We start from the raw sequence: 23,066 nt of genomic DNA on the forward strand, positions 1-23,066 counted from the left end.
CAAATAGAAGGGAGAAGGAGATTTGGGGATTTTCAACCTTTTACTGGATATTGAAAGACGAATGTTGAATGTAGACAGTGAAATTGAGCAACTGAAGAAGGAACGGAATGATTTATTTACTTCCGTAAATGCTAGCGATGCTGATTTGAAAACACTTTATTTGAACATCGAGCTTAAAAAGCTTGAACGTATGTATGTAAAAAGGCAGCAGCTTATTGAATTAAAGTCATCGACTGAGCCGGTGGATAGCAAATTGCAATACCTCCAACAGTTAGGCAAGTTGGAGTCGGTAAATGAAAGATGTATTCAACTGCTGGTAAAGCGACTCTCGGAAGAGGGATACAGAACATTACTAAAGCAACGGGGTTTTTTGCCAGACCATAAGATAAGAACAGGAGCAGAGACACATGGGAAAGTTATTAAGTGTTACGCACCGGCTGGTACAGCATTCACAAGAGATCCACGCAATTCAAGAATGGCGGCGCTCATTGTTCTCAGAAGTGAAGACCAATGAGGAGCAGATCATTCAACTGCATTATGAAATGGAGTTTAAACGGCTTGAATGTATGTATTTGAAACAAGAACAAATTGCGGAATTGAAAAAATATAAGGATGTTTATAATCCACAAGTCTATCAACAACAGCTGGAACGTCTGGAAACCATCACAAACAAGTGTATTTCATCCATACTGAAACGAATTTTTGAAGGAGGTTATGGTCTCGAATTGAAAAAGCGGGGGCTTGTGAAGGAGTACACAGCATCCGGTCCAACCAATCTGCCTCAAAGGTGTGATTCAAGGTGAATTTGTTTACGAATGACCCTTCATCTGGAGAGCATCAGATGAGTGAGTGGAACAAAATGGAGTTTGCAGAGGCGCTGTCTACTAGATACATGCGGCTTACAGTTTTGTCCGATGCCACCAACTCCTTGATTGAAGAAGCAGATCGCCAAAAGGCAGAGGAAGAACTTCACCTTCTACGTACCGTTATTCTGAATCTTCCCAAAGACATTTTGGATTTAGTGAGGCAACGTATCTCCTTATAGCATAGGACAAGCCTTGTATTTGTACTGAACGCAATTTTGCGCTCAGTTCGGTGTAATGAAAGAACTTCGGTATTTGTAAATACTCAACGCAAAATTGCGTTAAGCCCAATCATGAGAGCGGGGATGTAGATGTGCAATCCTTAGTAAATGATAAACCGCTAATCAAAAGTATGGTTGGAGAACGGATATGGGCCTTGAAGCCGCTTGATTCAGAGGTATTTGCACAGGAGCTTGAAGCTTATTTTGCTAGAGGCTATCCAGGGTTCAGAGTGATATCCCATGAATACCCTTATATCTTCTTGAGCGATGAAAGGGTGTCCGACTCAGGGAGATAGATACAGGCCCAGAGGGCCGTTCGGAGTTAACTACGATATTCATATGGTTCTGTGAGTGTCCCACCAATTAAAGGAGGAAGGTCAATGCAACAGTGGAGCAATAATGCATGCCTGGGGTATGTCCGCGCAGCTTTGCTACGTAAAGGCTGGGCTGAGGATCAGATTAGTGAAGTCGTTCGTGCCGTGTATTTTGAATTTGATTTCAAGACCATTGAGGAAGCGGCCAAGCTGTATGAAAGATCATTTGATTAACAGGCATATAAGGAGATGTGGCGAGGGGATCTCTTGTACATGTAATAGGGAAATCAGATAACAACGAAAGGAGTGAATAAAAGTGGGGAATACAAACTTATTGCCGGTGATCACGGGCAGAGCTGCTGCAGAATACCTGCAGGACTGGCTGCACATCTCTGCAATAGTGAAGGTTGTGTCTGACGACCGAAAGCATCTCTATTTCAGAGGCAAGGATCAGATCGGAAGACGGATGGAATATCGCGTGGAGACGGTGGCTGAAGCGGATTATCACAACATTTATGAACGGCCTTCAAATCCCGAACAACCGGAAGAATGGGAATGGGCTGATGCGATCTCTGTGAAGAGGCAGGGCTGACGGAGCCGATCCATGCATTATGGCTGAGAGACTATAGCTTCCTCAGATGAAACACCGCCTGATGATGGCTGGAGGGATACCAGCCGAAACCTACCGGTCAGTGCCGGGAAGGTCGCGGAATCCGCCATAGTGGGAGGACTAATCTATCCCCTATGTACAGTTAGGTGCTTGACGCATTAGAACTACATAACGAAGGGTGGATGTTAATGACAAACAGACTCACGGTTCAATCGTCTGTAACAAACCAGGATGAGAATGGTCATTTTGTCTATGTCGAGAATGGACAAGCCATGACCGATAGCCGAAGCATAGCGGACAAGTTCGGCAAGCGTCATGCGGATATTCTGAGAAGCATTAAGACACTCGAATGCAGTACCGAATTTACTGAACGCAATTTTGCGCTTAGTGAATATTCGGATCGGTCGGGACGCAAGAATCCCTACTACAAGGTGACCCGGGACGGCTTTGTGTTCCTGATTACGGGCTTTACCGGACGTGAGGCGGCGAGATTCAAGGAAGATTATATTGCGGCCTTCAATCAAATGGAGAGCCAACTACAACATCAAGATAGGCTTGACTCGGGACCACCCAATCCATTGCTCATTAGCGAAGCGGCATTCACTCAAATGAAGGAACGCGTGCAGGAAGTAGGGCAGCGGCTTAGCGATGTAGTAAAGGAAGTCACACTCAAGACCGTGGAGCAGAAGAAGCTGCATGCGGCTATAGGCCGCAGAGTAATCTTGTTTGCAAATCAGGCAAGTCAGAAGCCGGGATTCTACCGGCAATTGTACCGGGCTATCTATGCCGAGTTTGAGGTTACTAGCTACAGAGACATCCGCAAACAAGACTTGGGGAAGGCACTGCAATATGTGGAAGGCTGGACACCGCTAACTTAACGCGGTTCTGCGCTCAGTTGTTATTCACTCCACCAATGAGCGATTCTGTGCGTCCAGTGGACTGAACGCAGTCTGTCGTTAAGCGAAACGATCCATTCTGGGTTAAACGCAGTATTGCGTTCAGTAATTACAGGACAGTGAACGCATTCCTGCGCTGATCTTGGCAGAGGGGATGAACGCAATTTTGCGCTCAGTGCTGGGGCATAAGAGGGAGGTGAGGAATTCATGCAGGAAGAGATGACGTTACCCTTACTCGCAACCATCTGGTTTGAACGGAATCCGCTGCAGCATCATGTGCTAGTCAAGAACATTAAGCGGAGTGAACAACAAAAAAGGTACATAAGCACCGCAAATGCTTACGTACCTGGTCCAACACGCGCGGCTATTATCTCATAAAACATTCAGCAATGCAATTTCTTCACTTAGCGCAATTTTGCGTTCAGTAGACCGGAGTGACAAGGGGGCCATGCGATGAAACATATCGAACAAATGGATCTGTTTGATCTCATCGATGTTCAGATCGAGCAGCCGCCAGAGGTCTTGAATGGAATGTACTATGAGCAGGCAACCGGCCTATTCGTGTCGTTTGTATGCGGTCGCAGGCATTATGAGATCCCCGCCAAGGGCTGCGGTCTGAACCGGGAATGGCAGGAGAGAACCAAGCGATTCAGGGCGATCTAGGCCCGACAGAATACAGGAGGCGATGCCGTGGATTCCAGTGTTAATCCTCAGCCAACGGATGCTCACATCAGAATATCGCATGAAATACACCGAGAGCTGATCCGGCGGAAGTTTTCTCAGCGCCAGCGTGATGTCATAGATTTTATCCTGACGCTGAGCTGGGGGTGCGGGAAGCCATCGGCGATCATTCCGGAATTGAAGGATTTTGCCGAAACAGGGATAGGTAAAAATCATATCCGTGGTGTCTTGGAAGAGCTTCTTCAAGGGAACGTCATTCTTTGGGACAAAGAGTTGAATACGTTTCAGCTGAATAAGCATTACGATCTCTGGAGCATGGAGTCAGTCATCAGCGCGAATCCCAACAGGTTCAAGGAGCTGATCAATCTCAATCTGGCGAGGCCATCCCCTAATTTACTGAAGTCTACCGTTCCCGAAAAGGGAACTGAGTTCCCGAAAGAGGAACCGAGTTCCCTAAAAGGGGACCGAGTTCCCAAAAGAGGAACCGAGTTCCCAAAAGAGGAACCGAGTTCCCGAAAAGGGGACCGAGTTCCCGAAAAAGGAACCGAGTTCCTGAAAAGGGAACTAGCCAGTTCCCAAAAGGGGAACCGCACAGTTCCCAAAAAGGGAACCGTCACACGCAATTATCCTAGTCGTATCAAGGGTTTCAGCGTTTCTAAAGCTAGTATTAAAGCTATTAAAAGATTTAAAAGAACTACTACTACAACAATAACAACAACTAGAACCAGCGCGGACACGTTGAAGACGGATTATGAGCATTATTCATTCCAGAACATCTTGCTGGACTACAAAAATAACTTTATCGCAGGCGGCAGGTTAACCCCTTTTGACGAAAAAGACCTGCAGTCCTTATACGACAGTTACGGAGGAGAGTGGCTGCATACCGCCATGAGAGCGGCCTACCGGCTCGGCGCGGATAAGCGGAACCTGGCTTATGTCCAAGGCATCCTCCGGGGCTATCGTGAGCGGGGCGGCATAGATAAACCGGAAACCAGGAAACCCGTAGAGCCTTTGGCAACGCCGCATGTTCCAAAGAGCTACGAAGGTTCGCGCAGCCAGGGGGGAAGAAGCAGAAAGCCGCAGATCCCCATCCTGATTGATGATGGCGGTGGATCGATGCCTAGCCCGGATGAAATGGCTGAGATGATGCGTAAGGCACAAGAGATCAAGGAAGCCAAAGCCCTGGAACGAACCAAAGTGCGTCAACGATAAAAATTCAAATACCAACAACGGATTGAAAGGACGGAACAGATGAGCACTCATGTGAAATCCCAGGAAAAGAAGAGTAGAGCGGTGCGTCCCACGCGGAAGCAAAAGGGATTGATCAGCCTGCACCGGTTGGCACCAGAGAACTGGCTGGTATTACGTGCTACTCCCGGGCAGATGGAGATTGTGCACAAAAAGAAGGGAACGATACGTTTGTTGAACTGCTAGTAAAGCTATAGACGGAGTGAAGGCTGGAAGAGGATTGGGCTTCCGAGAGGAAGAGTCATGCATATTAATCAGAACATATGCTCTCTTCTGCAATAGGAAGTACTCAGTTTACAACTACCGAACAGGTGGGCCAGGTACAACTATTCTGATGTGTGGGAAGGAGGGGCGGGATGATGAGTCAACTCTCCAGCAAGCCGATTCATCCTCGTGCTATGGACATGATTAATAGGGCTATTCGGCCCCTATTGTCCCCAAGTAAGGGGTGCAGCATTGACCGCCTGAAAATGTGCGTGTGTCCGGATGCGGATATCGCCAAATATGAATCTGTCGAGACCTCGTTCGGATCACTGCGGATTACGACCAACCCGTACATCACGAAAGGTGTGGCTTATGTGGTGGAAGATCCGGGACGCGGCGAGATCGGTTTTGCCTGGGTGACTCGCCAAGATTGAACCATTAAAGGGGGGGAAGGTGATTGATCTGCCTTCATTGCGGCAATAAGTGCCAGGAAGTAGGAGAGTACGCTTTCCAGTGCATTATTTGTAACAAGGGATTTGAACAAAGCTCTTGGGATTTCGGGTTGGAAGAGACAGAGGGCTTACCCAGGGGGGAGTGTGAGGAATTGAAGAACTTTCAGGTCACGGAGCTCAACATCTCATTGGTACCGGTGGATTGGTTATTTGCAAGGTACCAAAAGTTGAAGAAGTCAGTAAAGATAACAGCTGCCGTGAAGCAAGAGCTGATGATTATTAAGGAGCATTTGGAGAAAACGGGTAGATCATCTGCCCGTGCTTGCGATGAAGAAGTGGAACAGATTGAAATGAATATTCCTGTAGCCATCCGGCAGCAATACGTATCTATCGTAGAGTATCGCTTGAAGCAATATTATCAGGCAAATAAACGGATTAATTGGTTGAAATCAGAGCTGATGCAGATCAAACCGAAAGAGCCTAAGGTTACGGCCGGGATGGAACTTACCGGCATCAGTGGACGATCCGGAATCCCTCACTCTTCCACGGAGCAAGCTGTCATGAGTATGTACGATAAAGCCGAACGGCTCCAGGATGAAATATGGGAGGTGGAGGATCAGTTATATCCCATGGAAAAAGCCTTGCGTAGCCTTGACCCCGATCAACTTATGCTGGTTGAAGCGAAGTATTTTTGCCGGGAAGAAGAGTTAGACGAGTACCTCATGAATAAATTCAACTGGTACCGAGCGAAGTATTATCAGGTGAAGAAAACTGCTCTTATTCTACTAGCCCAGTCCCTGCGGATTATCTAGAGATCGTTCAGGACTCTAATAGATTTCAACTACAGGACAGGAAGGATGAATCGTATGGAATCTGATTATCCCGTATTCAATGCAGCGCAAATGCTCAGATTTGTAAATGAAGATGCTTATCTCAAAATGGACGTATGCCCATCTTTTGAAAAAAGGGCATGATTCTGAAACAGCATTAGAAGTCCTGTTTAACGGAAATGTATTGGAAGATACGGCCATGACTGATGAGTATGAGTTATATGCTAAAAAAGGAGATAAACAATAATGCCACTGGAATATAAATGTCCCCTGTACGCAGGGGACGTCTTTGAAGGAGAGGTGCAAGGTCTCTATGTACAAGCACATGTATTCTCTGAGCCATCCTCGTATGGGATATCCGAAGGTCGAATCAGCCGGTTGACCGTGTATCCGAATCGGCAAAAAGAGTTCAGTAAACGTCTGGCTAACTATGACCGCGGCTGGGATGGTATGCCCCCGGAAGATAGTACGATTCGTGCAGTTATCGAAGTAGTAGTTCAGCAATTTGATCATAAAGCAGTGGATCGGCAGTTTGAAGCTTTGCGCTAGATTGCGAAAAATCCAACGGATTAAGAGGTGAATTATGCAGCTGGGTCTGTTTGAACAAATGATGCTGTGTCGTGTATTAACGGAAGCAGATTATAAAGAAGTCCATTATGCACATTCGAATGATAGATGTCACGTTTTTCATACGGATATCGGCCTGGTCGCTATTGATCGGGAAACGGGTAAATTCGATTCTAAAGAATATAAACAGATGTTTCGATGAGACTGATTTGCTGCATGGTTGACGTAAACTGTTCTGCAAAGAAAGGAGGCAAAACGAAATGTTCGCTTTACGAATTTTAAGTCCAAACAAGAGGAATATCCAACTGCAGATTCGTGCGCCCTCTGATGCCTTGTTACAATTACGTTTGCAGCTAATTCGATTGTCATTCCCGACTGATCACATAGCGCTTTAAGTTGCCTGAACACTCCAGCATCGGCATAGTTGTCATTAATAGGTTTATATTGTAATGTTATTAAATTACCATATATATCCATATAAGGGATTTGGTGAAAAATTGAGATATCAACACAAAATTGGAGGAAATGAAAAAGAAAAAGAGTTTATTAATTGCTACCGAGGCTCTTAACTGACTGTTAGCCTCTATGCCTGGGACACCGTTTATGAAATTAGAAGAATGGGGCAAGGCCATCCCTTATTAGGTGAAATTGGAACACACCTTCCAGCTACTCCTAAACCAGAGATATGAGTTGAAGATATTTATTTTCGGTACCCATACCGGAATCTATGCTGGAGGCAAAGCTCCCGAATCTTCTTCACCACTGTCTGTCTGTTCTTTCCCCGCAGCTGCTTTCCAGCGGTAGTAGGTCGCTCTTGCAATTCCGAGCCATGTATTAGTGAAACCTTCTTCCAAGATGGGCTACTATACAATCCAACGTATGCTTTCTTCAGGCACAACAGGCATGGTTTCATCTGAACGGGCAGGATAGAGCAATAGCGACAGGTCCTACCCCAGTAGTTCTTTGGCTCCGTTCATCATTAAGGGCATAGTCTGTTTAACGAATGATTCCGCACTTAATGGATGCCCCTCATTGTTCCAGACGTAAGCAGAACCATACATCCCCCAACTTAACATGATAGAAGCTGTATTTATTAAGAAGTGCGCGTTTGGACTCGATAGCATCTTGTCTTTGTCTATAAAGGAAAGAAGTATCGTTTGAATTTTTTCCTTTATTTGAATTTCGAATACAGATCCAAGCGATGTATACCTTCTTTTGCACATTGTGCTTAGACCCTTGTGAAAATCACACACACCCAGAAAAATACTCTGAATTGTTTCTTCATTTAATACTTCGTGACCATTTATTCTTCGATTTATGATTGTCATAAATGATTCCATTAGTTTGGCCTCAAGAATTTCGAATTTATCTACAAAGTGCGCATAAAAAGTCGATCTGTTAACAGTAGCCCGCTCTGCAATATCCCTAACGGTTATCGATTCAAAGTCTTTTTCTTGAATTAATGAAGCAAAAGCGTCTTGAAGGAGTCGCCGTGTACGTATCACACGAGGATCAGCTTCATTCTTTTTAATTGTCATCGTTAAGATCTCCCCTAATAAAACGACATTATAGAAATGATGTTGTCTATCCAACGGTTTATGGTTATTGATGATTGCGTACCATTCGGTTGGTATTATAACATATAAATGCAACAAGTGTTGTTCAAACTACTAATGTTGTATTGAAACAAAAAGCAGAATGCTGCTTTTCCAAAAGGAGGAGAGAACCATGTCGGTTTCACAGCCATCACTAACGATGGAGCACCAACTTTTTTTTGATGTTATTGGAGAACGCCGGTCGGTTCGTAGCTATGATCCCGAGATCAAGATTTCGCGGGAGGAATTGACCGACATGTTGCGGCAAGCCACGCTGGCTCCTTCAGCCGCTAACCTGCAGCCGTGGCGTTTTCTCGTTATCGACTCGCCGGAGCTGAAGCAGAAGCTGCTTCCGATCGCATTCAATCAACAGCAAGTGGTCGAGGCTTCGGCTGTCGTTGCGGTACTCGGAGATTTGGAGTGTTATACATTGGCCGAGAAAATTTACGGAATGGCTGTCGAAGCGGGTTACATGCCTGAAGAAACGGCTAAATCGTTCGTGGAACGCTATACCGGGATGTATTCGAGCATGCCGCCCGAGGCCATCCACGAAAAAGTTTATACCGACGGCGGGTTAGTATCGATGCAACTCATGCTTGTCGCCCGCGCTAAAGGCTACGACACGGTGTCGATGGGCGGTTACGACAAACAAAAGTTCATGGAAGCTTTCCGAATATCAGAACGCTACGTTCCGATTATGCTGATCGCCATCGGCAAGGCGGCGAAGCCCGGTCATCCGACGGTGAGGCTGGCAGTCGATGATGTGGTTTTCTTTAACGAAATGCCTAAGGAATAAATAAATGTAAAAGACCTTGGCGTCCGCATAAACAACGGCGAGCTAAGGTCTTTTACAGGTTCTACGCATCAGATATTAGCAGGATGGTGCTAGATTCGATTTGTGTCTTTTTTGTTCTGTCTACTTAACAGGTTTATGACCACAAATCGTCCATATCGCCGATAACTCCTTAGCAACAGCTTTATTATTGGCTTTGAATGCTTTCAATTGAGGCTGCACGGGCAGGCTAGCACGGCAAATACTTTGCTGTCGTAACCAGAGAAGTAGGAGCACTCGCGGTGCAAGCAGCTGATTCAGCGAAGCAAGTCACTACACTAATCGGCATACTTTGCTGTTGTAAAGGGTAAATAAGGGGTTTTGATTATTATTTACCTAAAAAGGGAGTTGTAATATGTGACAAAAGTCGTTAAGTGAATATTAAAGGCTCCAGAGCTAATGACTGATCATTACAATAAAAAAGTGGAATTTTGATTTTGAAATGATAGTGAGCACCACCCATTCTTGTATGTTCCAAAAAGCATGCTTTTTGAGACAACGGAATAACTGGTTATAGTTCGTTTCAAAAGACCATAAAATCAGTTTTGGAACGTCTCAGTGATTCAAGGGATCATTTGAGACGTTTTTCTATTAGGAGGGGTCCCATTGAAGATCGCATATGGAAGAGTTTCAACCAAAGAGCAAAATGTAGAGCGGCAGCTTTTAAAGTTTCGGGAATTAGGAATAGAGGAGCGGTTTGTTTTTGTTGATAAGCAAAGCGGCAAAGATTTTAAACGTCCGCGCTATCAGGCAATGCGGCTCATGCTGCGGGAAGGTGATTTGGTTTATGTGGATGCTCTGGACCGGCTGGGCCGGGACTATGACGGCATCATTGCAGAGTGGAAGTATATCACGCGAGAGATCGGCGCGGACATTGTATGTTTGGATAACGAAATACTATTCGATTCCCGAAAGTTTAAGACCATGGGAGACTTCGGAAAGGTTATGGAGGATCAGTTTCTTAGCCTCCTGGCATACGTGGCGGAACAGGAACGGAAGAAGAACCGATCAAGGCAGGCAGAAGGCATTGAGGTAGCCCGGACGGAAGGGGTTACTTTTGGCCGACCCAAACATGAGATTGATAATACATTCATTGAAGTATATGATGCGTGGAAATCCGGCGAGTTTACTGCAATGGAAGCGATGAGCAGGATCGGCATGAAGAAGCCTACATTTTATCGTAGAGTGAAAGAATATGAAAGTAATCTTGAATAATAATAATGGGAACTTACGTTCCTGTTAATCCGTATATAACCATTGGAACCATTACACCAAGGGAGGGCTTCAAATGTTATATTTGGATAGCTGTATAGAAGGGGCTCAAAAAGTAATTGCAGATGAAACTGTAGATTTAGTAATTGCCGACCCGCCGTATAATTTAAAATTTAGAGGAACGACTCAAACCAAGAATAAGAAACCCCGTTTTCAGATTTTCCCCAATGATAACTTGCCGTTTCCGGACTACCGCAGATTTTGTCTTGCTTGGCTCAAACAAGCCTATCGCATTTTGAAACCAGGTAGTCATGTCTACATTTTTATCGATTGGCGTACATATCCGGATATGGCTCGCTGGCTTAAGATTACCGGGTTTACGATCAAAAACTGTATTGTATGGGACAAGAAGAATATGGGCATGGGATGGCAATATCGTTACCAACATGAATTTATCATAATGGCAGTCAAAGGTACGAAGAACGTTCGACGGATACGCACTCGGAATCAAACAGATATATGGCAGATCCCACGCATTCCAGGGAATCAAACCATTCATCCTACTGAGAAGCCGATAGATATGATGAAGCGGATCATTGAGAACAGTAGTGAGGAAGGCGAATATGTTGTTGATTTCTTTGCAGGCAGCGGAGTGGTACCGGATGCTGCAGAAACCCTGAATCGCCGTTGGGATGCTTTTGAGATAGACCCGACTTGGTTTTCGATTTCAACAAATCGTTTAAAGTGAGGCTTACATATAAAAGAGACATGCAATAAATAATTCCTTTCAGTTTTAGCTAAGCGGAAAGATTATTTTAAATTATAAAAATATATTAAGGCTCAAACTAAAAATCAGTGGTTGAACTTTTCAAACAGATAAGCGTTGCCGGTTGCATTCGATTAGAATACCGGCTGTGTAACAAAGACGATTGCGAGTGAAATAATGTCTTCGCTGATAGGATTTAATGCGATTATGGCGGCCTTCTACCGTAGCATTCGTCCACCGACAACGATGGTAGTTTATGGTTTCATTTTGCCAGTTACGCATCGTTTTCAAGGTGCGTTGAACGGCTTCATGCTCCATCTGTTCGCCTTGCTGAAGCCAACGGTGAAAGCTTTGGGTGGCGATTTGAACATTCGGCGAGTACTCATACCAGCGGGAAAAGGCTTCTTTCCATTCCCAAACCTCCCGTAGCAAAGGAGAGAAGGCAAGCAGGGTGTTTAGCTGGATCTTGTTCTTTTCAGAAAGACGGTCAACTGGAGGGTTCAGCAACCGATGATCCCTTTTTAAAATCCCTTTGGCCTGGGGCGAAAGCGTAAGCTGTACGGACTTACGAACAGCTTGGACACTCTCAATGACATAGCCGTGTACGTGAAAGTGGTCGGCAATGCGAATCGCGTCCGGAAAACATTCATTAATCCACGTGTGATACATCTGAGCCAAATCCATGACAACAGCTTTAGGCTTCAGCGCAAGAAAGTCAGGGTGCGTACGAGCATACGCACGTAAATCCGCCAGTTTGCGTCCAGCCAGTACATCTAGCAGGGTTTCTCCCCGAAGTTTATGGATGCCCGTATTGTACGTATGTCCTTTTTAAAAATAAAGTAGCTCATTGATATACTGGATAGGCATCTGTCATTTCCTTAGTTGTTGTTGGGTAGGACTTACAACAATACAGGATTGGCAGATGTTTTTCCATTTCTATCCTTGAATTTATTTTTTAAACCACTATTTTCGGTTTAGAGTCTATTATATTAACAATATATTACATCAATCGACATAATAATCTAAATTTAATCTTTTTATCATGTTAATCTATTACTTCCTAACTATTGGATTTATAGAAAAAACAATGTACTGTATATAATATACCAAATAAGGGAGATGTTGAAATAAATGAAGAAGGCAATTTCCATTATGTTTCTTGTTTTGGCTATTTTCACCACATCCATTTCCACCTCAATTTCTTCAGCAGAAAGTACGACCAGTAATGCGTCTTCAAAGGTAGAGAGAACTAATTTTCAATGGGTAGTGAATGACGATTTAAGTAACTACGAATACACTTACGAAGAAGAAGGGATTTCCTACCGGATTGTAGAGAGTATTAATTTAGAAACGATGACGGATGTTTCAAGTGATATTTACGTAAAAGAAAATGGTGAATATGTATTAAGTTCTAAGGTTTCTACAAAATTATTGGATGATAATAATGTACTTATTTCTACTACAAAAGATGGTGTTATCACAACTGAAACGATACCTGTTGAAAGTGTAGACTCCTCCGCCCCCAATATAACTGAAGGAGTAAACAATGCTGCTTCCAATAAAATCTCACTATTAGCTGGTAATACTGATCTAACAGATTGGACTTTCCAAACCATCACAAGAGGATCTAACATTGCAGCGAAACTTACCGTTGCTGCTATAGTAGTTGTTCTCAATCATTATTTTCCATATTTACCGGTAAAGGTGATTACAACTGTATCAGGTGCCTATTATGCGCTAGGCACTCCAACTGTTTATTGGCAAAAGCAGTGGTACTATAGATATACCTTAACTAGTCCTCCGTTGCCGCGGGCAGAACGTGTATTCACCTATTTCTACACCAATTCTAGCTACACTGATTATGTTTACGACTCTCCTGTAATGCAAGAGACATATGCTCCAGGTTGGGGGCCATAAGTTAAAATTCAGTAGTACAAATGTACTCGTGTTGTGCAAATGAATAAAAACTGACACGCATTTCGGGTGTCAGTTTTTATTTTTTTATTGTAGCGTGCCCAGCCAAGCACGCATCATCTAGCCGGTGAAAGTCCGGTCGTGGGTAAGCGTCAAACAAGAAGGTGTATTCCAATCCAATCTAGACTTTAAGACAATTCCGTTAGAGTAAGTCGTTGGAGTTTTTCGACTCTACTCGAAAAACTCTAGTGGGAGGATGTCCAATTGCAAACTTTAGAGATTAGGAATCGCTATCGACTTCAGCAGTGGACGGAGATCATTCGTGATTGCCGTTCCAGTGGTCAGACCGTGGTTCGTTGGTGTGCCGATCACGAAGTTAGTGTGAAAAGCTATTACTACTGGCTTCGGAAAATTCGTGAAGCCGCGTGTGAATCTCTCCCCGCCTTCTCATCCCCGAATGAACCAACTCTCGTACCGGTCCATCCATCTTTGCGGACGAACGCTCCTCGTTCCGAAGCGAGTCATGAACAAGCGGCGATCATCCTTCGTACGGATGCCGTTACGATTGAAATTCATCCGCATGCGTCTACCGCACTTCTCGAACAGACGCTTCGCATCCTTCAGTATGTTCGGTGACATCTCGAAGGCCGATCAGCTGTATATCGCCTGTGGATATACGGATATGCGAAAATCCATTGACGGCCTGATTCACTTGGTGCAGCATCAGCTACAATTGAACCCGTTTCAGAATCATTTGTTTCTGTTTTGCGGTCGCAAGCGTGATCGTATGAAAGCCTTGTACTGGGAAGGCGATGGATTCGTACTGTTGTACAAGCGATTGGAATCGGGTCAATACCAGTGGCCCATGGATGCCGAGGCCGTACGCTCGATCACGCCACAGGAGTTTCGATGGTTGCTGGAAGGACTGTCGCTCCATCAGCCGAAAGCGGTAAAAAAGCTTGCTTTCACCCCTTCTATGTGTCTGATGAAAATATAGTATTAGACTGAATGTGCAGAGTACACGCGGCATTACGCATTACATAACCGCTAGACCCCGAAAAATAAGTATTCGACTGATCCCCAAAATCAAACCAGCGGCAGCCATGGACGGAAAAATAAAGTCCTAGACTGCCACTGGTTTAGTGAGCTATCGTACTCCGTTAACTCAATCAAGGATACAAACATACTTGCATGAAACACTCTTTTTCATCCCAAAAATGGGGTGGGACTGCAATAGTGAAATGAACGTAAAGTGTGGGATTCATCTAATAAATTTACTTACAGATGAGATCCACCGCTTGCATCGATCAATTGACCGGTTACCCAACGGCTGTCCGACGAAGCGAGAAAGGCAACAATATCCGCTACATCCTCGGGTTCTCCCCATCTGTTAAAGGTTGAAAGACCGGCCGCATATTTTTGCCCATTGGGATCTTGCAACGTCCCGGCATTCATCTCTGTGTTAATAATGCCGGGCTGGATGGCGTTTACCGTAATATTGCGGCTACCCAGCTGTTTAGCCAGAAGATGCGTAAATGTGTCGATGGCCCCTTTCGACATGCTGTAGGCGAACACACTTGGAGACGCTACGCGCGTCACAAAGGATGAAATATTAATAATGCGCCCTCCGTCTTTTAGACGCGGTAAAGCTTGCTGGGTAACAAAAAGCTGTGCTTTGACGTTAACCTTCATCACCTCTTCAAAAGATTCTTCAGTTGTCTCATCTAGGCTAACTATTTGACCGATTCCAGCATTGTTGACAAGAATATCGAATCCGCTACCGCCAGTACGTTCCCGAATGTCATCATCCAGTACCGCAAATAAATCATAAATGCCATCGAGAGTGCTCAGGTCAGCGCCAATCGCGCACGCGTTACCTCCGCTTTGCTCGATCTGGTGAACGACTGCCTCCGCTTCATTTCGTCTTTTTCCATAGTGCACGACGACAAATGCGCCCTCTTGTGCCAGACGCAATGCGATGCTGCGGCCAATTCCTCGGCTCGCTCCGGTTATTAAAGCGATTTTACCTTCCAACTTACTCATGTTTTCATCTCCTTGTCCGAATTCAAATATAATTTTATCACAGGACAATATTTGAAATGTTGCTCTCTTATTCGGTTACAAGGGGATGGCTACTGGTGGGTTTTTCCGTGGTTAATCTTAAACTATCCTGCCCGTTTAATGGCCCTTCGTCAGTCTAAGACTTTATTTTCTCAGTCTACAACTTTATTTTCCCAGTCTAATATTTTATTTTCAGTCTAATACTTTATTTTCTTCTGACACTATGTAAGCCGAAAAAGTGTCAAAAACCCTTGTAAAATCTGGATTCATGCCTGCTTTTATGGTATAATAATAGGTATAGAAGACAGTGAAGGAACAGTATCTCATGAGCCCCTTGGAACAGCTGCAAAAGATGGAGAATCGCATCGGCGACCTGTAAAAAGAGAATAAACGGCTACAGGAAACCGTACAATTTCTAACGCAGAAGCTGTACGGTAAAAGCTCCGAGAAAACAGCTTCCCTCCCAGTAGGGGTGGAGCAGCTGTCTTTATTTGATGAGCCAGAGACGGCAGCTTCACGCACTGCGCCGGAGCCGACCATCGAGCAAATTCAAAGCTACCAGCGAAAGAGGCGGGTAGGCGAACGAGCGGAGCTGCTTCAAGATCTTCCGCATGAAAAACAACTCTTTAAGGTTCAGGATCGTTGTTGCGACGTATGCCATAGTGAGCTTGTCTTGGTAGGCGAAGAGTTTGTTCGTACGGAAGTGGAGTTTATCCCTGCCCGCGTTCAAGCCATTGATATCTACAGAGAAACCTTAGAGTGCCGGACCTGTCGGATAGCGGACAAGCCTCAGATGAAAAAGGCGACCACTCCAGCACCGGTCATCCAGCATTCGTTAGCCTCCGCTTCCACCGTGGCCTGGGTGATGTACCAGAAGTTTGTGAACAGCATGCCGCTGTACCGTCAGGAGAAGGAATGGAAGAGCATCGGTCTGGATCTGAGCCGGGCCACAATGGCCAACTGGATGATCGCGACCACGAGAGACTGGCTGAAGCCACTGGTGAATCGACTGCATGAGCTGCTTGTACAAGAGCGATATCTGCATGCCGATGAGACACCCTTGCAGGTAATGAATGAGAAGGGTCGGAAGAACACGACCTCCTCCTACATGTGGATCTACAGCAGCGGTCAGCATAGTACGCATCCCATAAGGATCTTTGAATACCAGCCAGGACGAGGGGCGAGATACCCGCAAGCGTTCCTGAAAGGATTCAAGGGATATTTACATAGCGATGCCTACTCTGGATATGCGAATCTAGCAGGAACGATCTCTTGTCTATGCTGGGCACATCTTCGGCGTAAGTTTGTTGAGGCATTGCCACCGGAGGCGAAGAATCCGGAAGGGACCCTTTCCACGGATGGGGTAGCCTACTGCAACAAGCTATTTGAGCTAGAGGCACAGCTTGCCTCACATCTCCCTGAAGAGCGAAAGGAACAACGTCTGGTGCAGGAAAAGCCTGTACTCGATGCTTTTTGGACGTGGGTAGAAACGGCCAAAGGTAAAGTTCTTCCCAAATCAAAGCTAGGCGAAGCTCTGAAGTATGCGCGTAACCATAAACAAGCGTTGATGAATTATTTACAAGATGGGAACTGTGTGATCTCGAACAATCTAGCTGAGAACAGCATTCGCCCCTTTACGGTCGGTCGCAAAAATTGGTTGTTTAGCGGAAGTCCACGGGGTGCAGCCGCAAGTGCAGCGATCTACAGCATCGTAGAGACAGCAAAGGCAAATGGATTGAGCCCCTACAAATATCTAGTCTATCTGTTGCAACAGTTACCGGCGGTTGCATTTCGTCAGCGGCCGGAGTTACTTGATGATTACCTTCCATGGAGTCCGGCAGTTAGGCAACATTGTACATAACGCAAAGCCTGTGGATCCTCATCATGAGCCATGGGTTTTTCTTTTTCAATACACCTGGTTATTAGACGCTTACGAAGAAAAAAGGAGGAGGGATGGACGTGAAGAATCAGGAGAAGTGGAAGAAACGAGGAGTCATCCGGCAGATTCTAAAAGATCACTTTCATGGATTCATGGAAATGCACGGACATCATCTGCCCAAGGAACTTCACAGTAGCATCATAGAAACTGTAAATAAAGCGATACGCTGTGGTACGCGGGATATGGGCTATGCCAGATATGAGTGCAAGGGATGCACGGAGGGAACACCGGAACCCGTGTTTATTTGCTTTACCTGTAAGAGCCGTTTTTGTCATGGATGCGGGAAGAAATATACGGTTGAATGGGCGGAAAAGCAGCAAGAACGAATCCTAAATGTGCCGCATCGCCATATGGTGTTTACCGTGCCTCAAGAATTACGTACGGTGTTCTTTCAAGACCGAGGGATATTGAATGAACTCAGTACCCAAGTCGCCAAGGTCATTCAATATTATTACCGGCGGAAAAACAAGAGCAAGAAATACGAAGTAGGTGTCATTACAGTGATTCATACGTTTGGGCGTGATTTGAAATTCACCCGCATAACCACGCGCTCATTACGGAAGGGGCGCTTGACCGGAATAAGGAGTGGAAGAAGGTAGAGTACATCTCGTATGAGTACTTGCGGAAATCGTGGCAGAAGCTGCTGCTTGATTTAATGCTGAAGTGGTATCCCGAAGAAGAACGAGTAAAGGGACTAGTGAATGAGTTATACCAACGCTATCCGCAAGGGTTTTATGTGAATGCAGAGCAGCGGATGAAGGATGCACGTGGAGCCGCAAAATACATAGGGCGTTACTTAGCGCGCCCGGCGATTGCGGAGTACCGGGTCGTGAGCTAGATCCCTGGGAGGAAGAAGAGGAGCCAGAGGTATGGATTGACTATGTATGTGTGAGATGCGGATTGATGGACCCCGTACCTGAATTTATATTGGCCGAATGTTCGTATGAACTGGAAGCCGGCGAATCCCCGGAGTTCTTCTGTCCGGCTTGTAATGGAACCTTAGTGAGAAAAGAAGAGCCAGGGGATAAATGACCGCTGGCTAGAAAACCTATTCACCCGTAGGGTGATTTTGTTCCTCTATTTTAGTTTCTTGCTACATACTCTCTCCATTAAAATCGGCTATTTCTTTATGGATCTACTTAATTCATCTAAATACAGTAAATAAAATGACTGCTCCAAAAGAAAAAAGCAGTATTGTTATTATGTTTGTCTTGGTAGGTTTACGAATAATATCAACAATTATCCAAATAGCAAATATCGAAGCTGCCAACCATAAATTTAACTCCGAAGGATAAAATATAATTAAGCTGAAGATAGTTAACAAAATTACTGCATTTATTATCTTCTCGATCATAAATCCTCCTTTCATTACTCTTGTATGCAATCTCTCATTTTCTCATTGACAAAATTATAACATTTTTGTGTGGGAATAGCATATACTCTCTGGATTTTCAAAGAAAACAAATTCAGAGTTTTAACAATTGGATGACTACTCTATTTGACCTTCGCTGCTGGTGCATCGGCAGCACACACTATTGAAAAGCTCCGAGCAATCAGCTATGGTGAAGCGTTGACAATCATTTCACTTTCGACATGACCAAATTTATCAATCTTTTATCCACCATCACCTCTCAACTTAATGCCCAATTTGCACCAGCTCATGTGGTGTATGATTGAAAAAGGTAAATGAGTAAAGAATGATACGGATTACCACTTCATTATGGTATTTTTGGATATTTATTGTATAACAAGATTTCATATTGACTAACCCCGATAATTCATAACCTCGGCGTCTTCATTTGGTTTTTTTTCGTTTCCATAAAATCTAACACGTTTTACATTGTTATGATTACAACGATAATCTAAAGAAGCATTTATTAACGTTGTTTACGCTAATAAGTGTCTCAATCTTTTTCTATGATATATAAGGCTCAAACTAAAAATCAGTGGTTGAACTTTTCAAACAGATAAGCGTTGCCGGTTGCATTCGATTAGAATACCTGCTGTGTAACAAAGACGATTGCGAGTGAAATAATGTCTTCGCTGATAGGATTTAATGCGATTATGGCGTCCTTCTACCGTAGCATTCGTTCACCGACAACGATGGTAGTTTATGATTTCATTTTGCCAGTTACGCATCGTTTTAAAGGTGCGTTGAACGGCTTCATGCTCCATCTGCTCGCCTTGCTGAAGCCAACGGTGAAAGCTTTGGGTGGCGATTTGAACATTCGGCGAGTACTCATACCAGCGGGAAAAGGCTTCTTTCCATTCCCAAACCTCCCGTAGCAAAGAAGAGAAGGCAAGCAGGGTGTTTAGCTGGATCTTGTTCTTTTCAGAAAGACGGTCAACTGGAGGGTTCAGCAACCGATGATCCCTTTTTAAAATCCCTTTGGCCCGGGGCGAAAGCGTAAGCTGTACGGACTTACGAACAGCTTGGACACTCTCAATGACATAGCCGTGTACGTGAAAGTGGTCGGCAATGCGAATCGCGTCCGGAAAACATTCACTAATCCACGTGTGATACATCTGAGCCAAATCCATGACAACAGCTTTAGGCTTCAACGTAAGAAAGTCAGGGGGCGTACGAGCATACGCACGTAAATCCGCCAGTTTGCGTCCAGCCAGTACATCTAGCAGGGTTTCTCCCCGAAGATTATGGATGCCCCTATTGTACGTATGTCCTTTTTAATCGCAAAGTCATCGATCCCCAACACCAAGCTTGACGTCTGCCGGGCTTCGGACCAAGCTTGTTTAGAGAGGCGCTCGCTTTCTGCTGGCAGAGCGTCCTGATGCATCCGCTGTACCATGCTGGCAGGCGCTTCTTGCATTCTCGCGCTGTGAGCCGCTGTGGAGCCGAGTGCTTGTTCTACCGTCTGCAGACGAAAGAGATAGCTGTACCGTTGTTTCGGACCTACAAATGCATAGTTCCAGCCAAAACCAATTTGGTAATGCGAACAATACAAACGAAGAGATGGTACGACGATATAGCATCTTTTGCCCAAGAGATTGAGATGTCGAATCTTTCGTGGCTTATTGTGTCCATTACGAATGACACTTTGTTCGGATTGACAAACGGGATATATACAGTTTGAGAATGTGGATATGTTACGGTTCTAAGTTGGTACGCTTGATTATGATTAATACTAGGCGCGTCACCTTCAGAGAATCCTTTTCGACTTGATTGTGTGTCAAATGTAGTTCGATCATACGCAAATTGAATTTGTTCGTTATTTTGCGTTATTGACTTAAGAGATAAAGTCGTTACTCCCCACCAAACATTATCAGGGAGACCCGTGTAATAATTTATATAATACAACCTGTATCCGCTTCTCCCGCGAGTATATTTGACTCGTCTCGCTATGATCGTGTAATTCGAAATGGATTATATAGTGGGGAACATAACAAGGTAAACTATGATTATGTGGATATTCATGACGGATATCCTACATATTATGAGAACAAAACGGATGCTTATCAATATTCAACCTCGGCTACAAGTGTGACCAACAATTTGAAAGTAACATATTTATATAATGGAAAGGGCAGTTACTGTCTACTACGAAACTCGCGGCAACTGGAGAAAAAATAGTTCAGAAGAACACCAGCTTTTACTCTGTCATTGATACGTTACCAACTATATCTGAAACGTTGGAATATGGGTCAGGGGACACTGATGCTTCGGCGAACAAGCTAACCAGCTTCATGGAGTATGATGATTATGGGAGCCTCTTATCAACGACCCGGCCATTAACAGAGGATCAGCGGAACATTGAAGGCTAAGAATACAACAACCTATACGTATGAACCAACGTATCATTTGCCCCGTACAACTTCATGGTACACAAGTGAGAATGCTCCTGCGCTTCTTAGTGAGCGTTGCGTCACTTGCCTTTTGCATTAGATGAAATCTTCATTTCTAAAAAAGTTATACAAACAATGAGTGTGGCCTTAAAAATCATACTTTTTCAGAACATTCTTCACACGTTCAACTTGCCTCCCTGAGCTAAGATCATACAGTAGACATATTGCTCAGAGGAGGTAGGACATCATTGCATATTGTACTTGTTGGCGTAAAGCCAGAAATCAGTGATCCCCATTTTAAATTTCATGTATGTGGTACGTTTGAGGAGGTCAAAGAAAGCTCGCAGATCCTGATGCCGGAATACGTCCTGATCCATGAGGATGAGGCCCGTAGTATCTTACCGTTAGCGGAGGTGATCCCCGTAAAGTTTGTTGTGATTAGTGAGGCAATCAGCCTATCCTCAACAGCGGTAAGAAGCTGGACCGCGTTGGGCGCTTCGGACGTATGGCTGAACGGTAGCTGGCAAGAGAAACTACTTGAAGCCCAACATCAGGTAGAGGCTAAGCCTCAACAGATCGCACTGCCTGAAATGAACTTTAGCCGAACAGGGGAAAGGATCGTTATCGCTGTAGGCAGTGTGTATGAAGGGGCTGGCAGCACGCATACAGCGTTGCTCATTGCTCACTATTTAGCCCGGTATGCAAAAACCAAAGTAGCGGTGTGGGAAGGCGGGAATCATCCGTGTTTCTCTTTCCTGGAATATATTAAGGAAGGTGATTTCTCGAATCATCCCCGTTATGAATTGAATAATGTGGCTCTCTATAAGGCAGAGGTATCCGAGTACTGGATCGGATCGCTGATGAGCGACTACCGCTATACGGTGCTGGACTTAGGGAGTTTACAGGGCAGCAAGCAGGCTGACCTATTTGTACAAGCCAGCGTTCCTGTACTGGTGGGTTCAGGCAGTGAATGGCGGGTGAAGGAACTGATCTCCTTCTGCCGGGAGCATAGCCGAGTGCCGCAGGAATACTGGCGGATTGCTTTGCCACTGGCGAATGAACCGAATCGGGAGATGGTGGCGGGATGCTTAAGCGGCAGGCCCGTATTTGCGGTTCCGAATCATCCAGATCCGTTTCATCCCCAGGCGAATACTGATGAATTCCTGGAAGGTCTCTTATCTCCGATTTTGCAAAAACAGAAAAAGCGGGGTCTTGGCCGGTTTTTCTAACGGGAAATTCAAATCAATCATTGCAAGACTCGAACTGCTTCAAGTATTGAAGCGGTATTTTGTGCTGTCCGGAAAGGGGGTGAAATTCAAAATGAATCGACAAGGACATATAGGACTAGCCATACTTGCAGGCTCGGCAGTGCTCTATGTTACGCCAGCCCTGTCCATACTACCTGCTGCCGTATTGATTGCCGCTGCGGGCATCGGTGGGCTGCTGCCTGATCTGGACCATAAGACCAGCACGGTTAGTAATAAGCTTCAATTCTCGGCAAGGACGCGGAAACAACTGAAGGGATTATCTGCGTTGTCGCTGGGGATGGGTATCTTGTGGTTTGTCCTGCAGCAACCAATGCCTTGGCTATGGGTAGCAGCTGGCCTGATCCTCGCCTTAGCCTCTCGAATGCGCATGCTAATCCTAAGCGGACTTGGACTGCTGCTACTTGCCGGATACGAATGGTACAGCCTGCATTGGATCATGTTGCTTGCTGGCGCTGCCTTCCTGGTAATGCCTTTCGTCAAGCATCGCGGGATCATTCATAGTCCGGAGTTCGCCGGTGCCTTGAGCCTTGGCGTAGTCTCTTTTACCGCGACACAGCCGGTTCTGTTCCAGGCGCTCGGCTTAGGCTTGCTGGCAGGGTGGTGGTCACATTTGGCGGGGGATGCCGTGACGGTGGAGGGCATTCGTTCCGTGCTTCTCCCACGGCTGAAGGTGGCGCTGAATCTGCTGCGAAATGGCGGGGCTGGCGAGCGGTGGATCGCAAGAAGCTGCTGGCTCTGCAGTATCGTACTTTGGCTGATGATATTCTATTGATAATGGAAAGGAAGAGAAAA

28 protein-coding genes and 3 pseudogenes are annotated in these 23,066 nt (G+C 45.2%); 26 read left to right on the forward strand and 5 right to left on the reverse strand.

The genetic code is table 11. The annotated features are described in order from the left end of the window. Positions 1–22: 22 nt before the first annotated feature. The 15 genes from MKZ09_RS02420 to MKZ09_RS02490 all read left to right on the forward strand — a co-directional run bounded on the left by MKZ09_RS02420 (position 23) and on the right by MKZ09_RS02490 (position 7,088). Positions 23–514 (forward strand): hypothetical protein, encoded by a 492-nt coding sequence (locus tag MKZ09_RS02420; RefSeq protein WP_076160279.1) that lies wholly within the window; start codon positions 23–25, stop codon positions 512–514. Further along, entirely contained in the window at positions 489–803 is a 315-nt protein-coding gene (locus MKZ09_RS02425; protein WP_076274735.1) for a hypothetical protein, read from the forward strand. The genes MKZ09_RS02420 and MKZ09_RS02425 overlap by 26 nt, the downstream gene beginning before the upstream one ends. A gap of 38 nt (positions 804–841) precedes the next feature. Next, on the forward strand, positions 842–1,045 hold the full coding sequence (locus MKZ09_RS02430) for a hypothetical protein (RefSeq protein WP_076160285.1): 204 nt from the start codon (positions 842–844) through the stop codon (positions 1,043–1,045). Between the two features lie 131 nt (positions 1,046–1,176). Continuing rightward, the gene (locus MKZ09_RS02435; RefSeq protein ID WP_076160287.1) at positions 1,177–1,380 is read left to right on the forward strand and encodes a hypothetical protein; all 204 of its coding nucleotides are present in this window, start codon (positions 1,177–1,179) and stop codon (positions 1,378–1,380) included. Between the two features lie 84 nt (positions 1,381–1,464). Then, positions 1,465–1,632: a hypothetical protein gene (locus tag MKZ09_RS02440; protein ID WP_179089542.1), complete on the forward strand. Its 168-nt coding sequence runs from the start codon at positions 1,465–1,467 to the stop codon at positions 1,630–1,632. An 82-nt stretch (positions 1,633–1,714) separates the two neighbouring features. Next, a complete protein-coding gene (locus tag MKZ09_RS02445; RefSeq protein ID WP_076160290.1) occupies positions 1,715–1,990 on the forward strand; it encodes a hypothetical protein in 276 nt (91 codons plus the stop codon). A gap of 206 nt (positions 1,991–2,196) precedes the next feature. Further along, positions 2,197–2,886, forward strand: a complete 690-nt coding sequence (locus MKZ09_RS02450; RefSeq protein WP_076160335.1) for a Rha family transcriptional regulator — start codon at positions 2,197–2,199, stop codon at positions 2,884–2,886. Positions 2,887–3,111: 225 nt separating this feature from the next. Then, positions 3,112–3,282, forward strand: a complete 171-nt coding sequence (locus MKZ09_RS02455) for a hypothetical protein (RefSeq protein ID WP_179089543.1) — start codon at positions 3,112–3,114, stop codon at positions 3,280–3,282. 75 nt (positions 3,283–3,357) lie between these two features. Then, a complete protein-coding gene (locus MKZ09_RS02460; protein ID WP_076160293.1) occupies positions 3,358–3,567 on the forward strand; it encodes a hypothetical protein in 210 nt (69 codons plus the stop codon). Positions 3,568–3,594: 27 nt separating this feature from the next. Continuing rightward, positions 3,595–4,797 (forward strand): replication protein, encoded by a 1,203-nt coding sequence (locus tag MKZ09_RS02465; RefSeq protein ID WP_076160295.1) that lies wholly within the window; start codon positions 3,595–3,597, stop codon positions 4,795–4,797. Between the two features lie 39 nt (positions 4,798–4,836). Further along, a complete protein-coding gene (locus MKZ09_RS02470) occupies positions 4,837–5,019 on the forward strand; it encodes a DUF6906 family protein (RefSeq protein ID WP_076203630.1) in 183 nt (60 codons plus the stop codon). A gap of 170 nt (positions 5,020–5,189) precedes the next feature. Beyond that, on the forward strand, positions 5,190–5,471 hold the full coding sequence (locus tag MKZ09_RS02475) for a hypothetical protein (protein WP_143766247.1): 282 nt from the start codon (positions 5,190–5,192) through the stop codon (positions 5,469–5,471). A 170-nt stretch (positions 5,472–5,641) separates the two neighbouring features. Continuing rightward, positions 5,642–6,301, forward strand: coding sequence for a hypothetical protein (locus MKZ09_RS02480; protein WP_143766246.1), 660 nt, complete (start codon positions 5,642–5,644; stop codon positions 6,299–6,301). A 264-nt stretch (positions 6,302–6,565) separates the two neighbouring features. Next, positions 6,566–6,868 (forward strand): DUF7678 domain-containing protein, encoded by a 303-nt coding sequence (locus MKZ09_RS02485; protein WP_076160303.1) that lies wholly within the window; start codon positions 6,566–6,568, stop codon positions 6,866–6,868. Between the two features lie 34 nt (positions 6,869–6,902). Further along, positions 6,903–7,088 carry a hypothetical protein gene (locus MKZ09_RS02490; protein ID WP_076160306.1) on the forward strand — a complete coding sequence of 62 codons (186 nt, stop codon included), beginning with the start codon at positions 6,903–6,905 and terminating at the stop codon, positions 7,086–7,088. Positions 7,089–7,611: 523 nt separating this feature from the next. On the opposite strand, the gene MKZ09_RS02495 is transcribed toward MKZ09_RS02490, so the two are convergent. Further along, the gene (locus tag MKZ09_RS02495; RefSeq protein WP_256719184.1) at positions 7,612–7,740 is read right to left on the reverse strand and encodes a hypothetical protein; all 129 of its coding nucleotides are present in this window, start codon (positions 7,738–7,740) and stop codon (positions 7,612–7,614) included. A gap of 93 nt (positions 7,741–7,833) precedes the next feature. After that, positions 7,834–8,424, reverse strand: coding sequence for a TetR/AcrR family transcriptional regulator (locus MKZ09_RS02500; RefSeq protein WP_076160308.1), 591 nt, complete (start codon positions 8,422–8,424; stop codon positions 7,834–7,836). Positions 8,425–8,614: 190 nt separating this feature from the next. On the opposite strand from MKZ09_RS02500, the gene MKZ09_RS02505 reads away from it, so the two are divergent. From MKZ09_RS02505 to MKZ09_RS02520, 3 genes are all read left to right on the forward strand, one after another. Continuing rightward, entirely contained in the window at positions 8,615–9,277 is a 663-nt protein-coding gene (locus tag MKZ09_RS02505; protein WP_076160310.1) for a nitroreductase family protein, read from the forward strand. 642 nt (positions 9,278–9,919) lie between these two features. After that, positions 9,920–10,528, forward strand: coding sequence for a recombinase family protein (locus tag MKZ09_RS02515; RefSeq protein ID WP_076160311.1), 609 nt, complete (start codon positions 9,920–9,922; stop codon positions 10,526–10,528). A 73-nt stretch (positions 10,529–10,601) separates the two neighbouring features. Then, on the forward strand, positions 10,602–11,273 hold the full coding sequence (locus MKZ09_RS02520) for a DNA-methyltransferase (RefSeq protein ID WP_076160313.1): 672 nt from the start codon (positions 10,602–10,604) through the stop codon (positions 11,271–11,273). Positions 11,274–11,393: 120 nt separating this feature from the next. On the opposite strand, the pseudogene MKZ09_RS02525 reads toward MKZ09_RS02520, so the two are convergent. After that, positions 11,394–12,119 (reverse strand): annotated as a pseudogene (locus tag MKZ09_RS02525) (ISL3 family transposase); the annotation flags it as partial. Between the two features lie 303 nt (positions 12,120–12,422). Between MKZ09_RS02525 and MKZ09_RS02530 the strand changes: the two are divergent. The 3 genes from MKZ09_RS02530 to tnpB all read left to right on the forward strand — a co-directional run bounded on the left by MKZ09_RS02530 (position 12,423) and on the right by tnpB (position 14,202). Next, complete coding sequence (locus MKZ09_RS02530) at positions 12,423–13,208, forward strand: hypothetical protein (protein ID WP_076161842.1); 786 nt, start codon at positions 12,423–12,425, stop codon at positions 13,206–13,208. Between the two features lie 261 nt (positions 13,209–13,469). Next, on the forward strand, positions 13,470–13,841 hold the full coding sequence (gene tnpA, locus MKZ09_RS02535; protein ID WP_025027559.1) for an IS66 family insertion sequence element accessory protein TnpA: 372 nt from the start codon (positions 13,470–13,472) through the stop codon (positions 13,839–13,841). Continuing rightward, on the forward strand, positions 13,771–14,202 hold the full coding sequence (tnpB, locus tag MKZ09_RS02540) for an IS66 family insertion sequence element accessory protein TnpB (RefSeq protein WP_179090533.1): 432 nt from the start codon (positions 13,771–13,773) through the stop codon (positions 14,200–14,202). Before tnpA ends, tnpB begins: the two co-directional genes overlap by 71 nt. 281 nt (positions 14,203–14,483) lie before the next feature. Here the strand turns inward: tnpB and MKZ09_RS02545 are convergent, their stop codons facing one another. Beyond that, complete coding sequence (locus tag MKZ09_RS02545; protein WP_076161846.1) at positions 14,484–15,248, reverse strand: SDR family oxidoreductase; 765 nt, start codon at positions 15,246–15,248, stop codon at positions 14,484–14,486. A 343-nt stretch (positions 15,249–15,591) separates the two neighbouring features. On the opposite strand from MKZ09_RS02545, the pseudogene tnpC reads away from it, so the two are divergent. The 3 genes and pseudogenes from tnpC to MKZ09_RS02560 all read left to right on the forward strand — a co-directional run bounded on the left by tnpC (position 15,592) and on the right by MKZ09_RS02560 (position 18,043). After that, a pseudogene (gene tnpC, locus MKZ09_RS02550) lies at positions 15,592–17,127 on the forward strand (IS66 family transposase). 98 nt (positions 17,128–17,225) lie between these two features. Beyond that, on the forward strand, positions 17,226–17,804 hold the full coding sequence (locus MKZ09_RS02555) for a transposase zinc-binding domain-containing protein (protein WP_179089672.1): 579 nt from the start codon (positions 17,226–17,228) through the stop codon (positions 17,802–17,804). After that, a complete protein-coding gene (locus MKZ09_RS02560) occupies positions 17,759–18,043 on the forward strand; it encodes a transposase (RefSeq protein WP_256708029.1) in 285 nt (94 codons plus the stop codon). Before MKZ09_RS02555 ends, MKZ09_RS02560 begins: the two co-directional genes overlap by 46 nt. Positions 18,044–19,164: 1,121 nt before the next feature. Here MKZ09_RS02560 and MKZ09_RS34325 read toward each other — a convergent pair. Beyond that, positions 19,165–20,282, reverse strand: a pseudogene (locus MKZ09_RS34325) (ISL3 family transposase); the annotation flags it as partial. Positions 20,283–21,254: 972 nt separating this feature from the next. On the opposite strand from MKZ09_RS34325, the gene MKZ09_RS02580 reads away from it, so the two are divergent. Together MKZ09_RS02580 and MKZ09_RS02585 are read left to right on the forward strand one after the other, a co-directional pair. Continuing rightward, complete coding sequence (locus tag MKZ09_RS02580) at positions 21,255–22,235, forward strand: hypothetical protein (RefSeq protein WP_076161856.1); 981 nt, start codon at positions 21,255–21,257, stop codon at positions 22,233–22,235. 91 nt (positions 22,236–22,326) lie between these two features. Continuing rightward, positions 22,327–23,046, forward strand: coding sequence for a metal-dependent hydrolase (locus MKZ09_RS02585; protein WP_179089671.1), 720 nt, complete (start codon positions 22,327–22,329; stop codon positions 23,044–23,046). Positions 23,047–23,066 lie beyond the last annotated feature (20 nt).

The sequence above is a fragment of the Paenibacillus sp. FSL R5-0908 genome, assembly GCF_038006245.1.
GTDB classification, from domain to species: domain Bacteria; phylum Bacillota; class Bacilli; order Paenibacillales; family Paenibacillaceae; genus Paenibacillus_AQ; species Paenibacillus_AQ odorifer.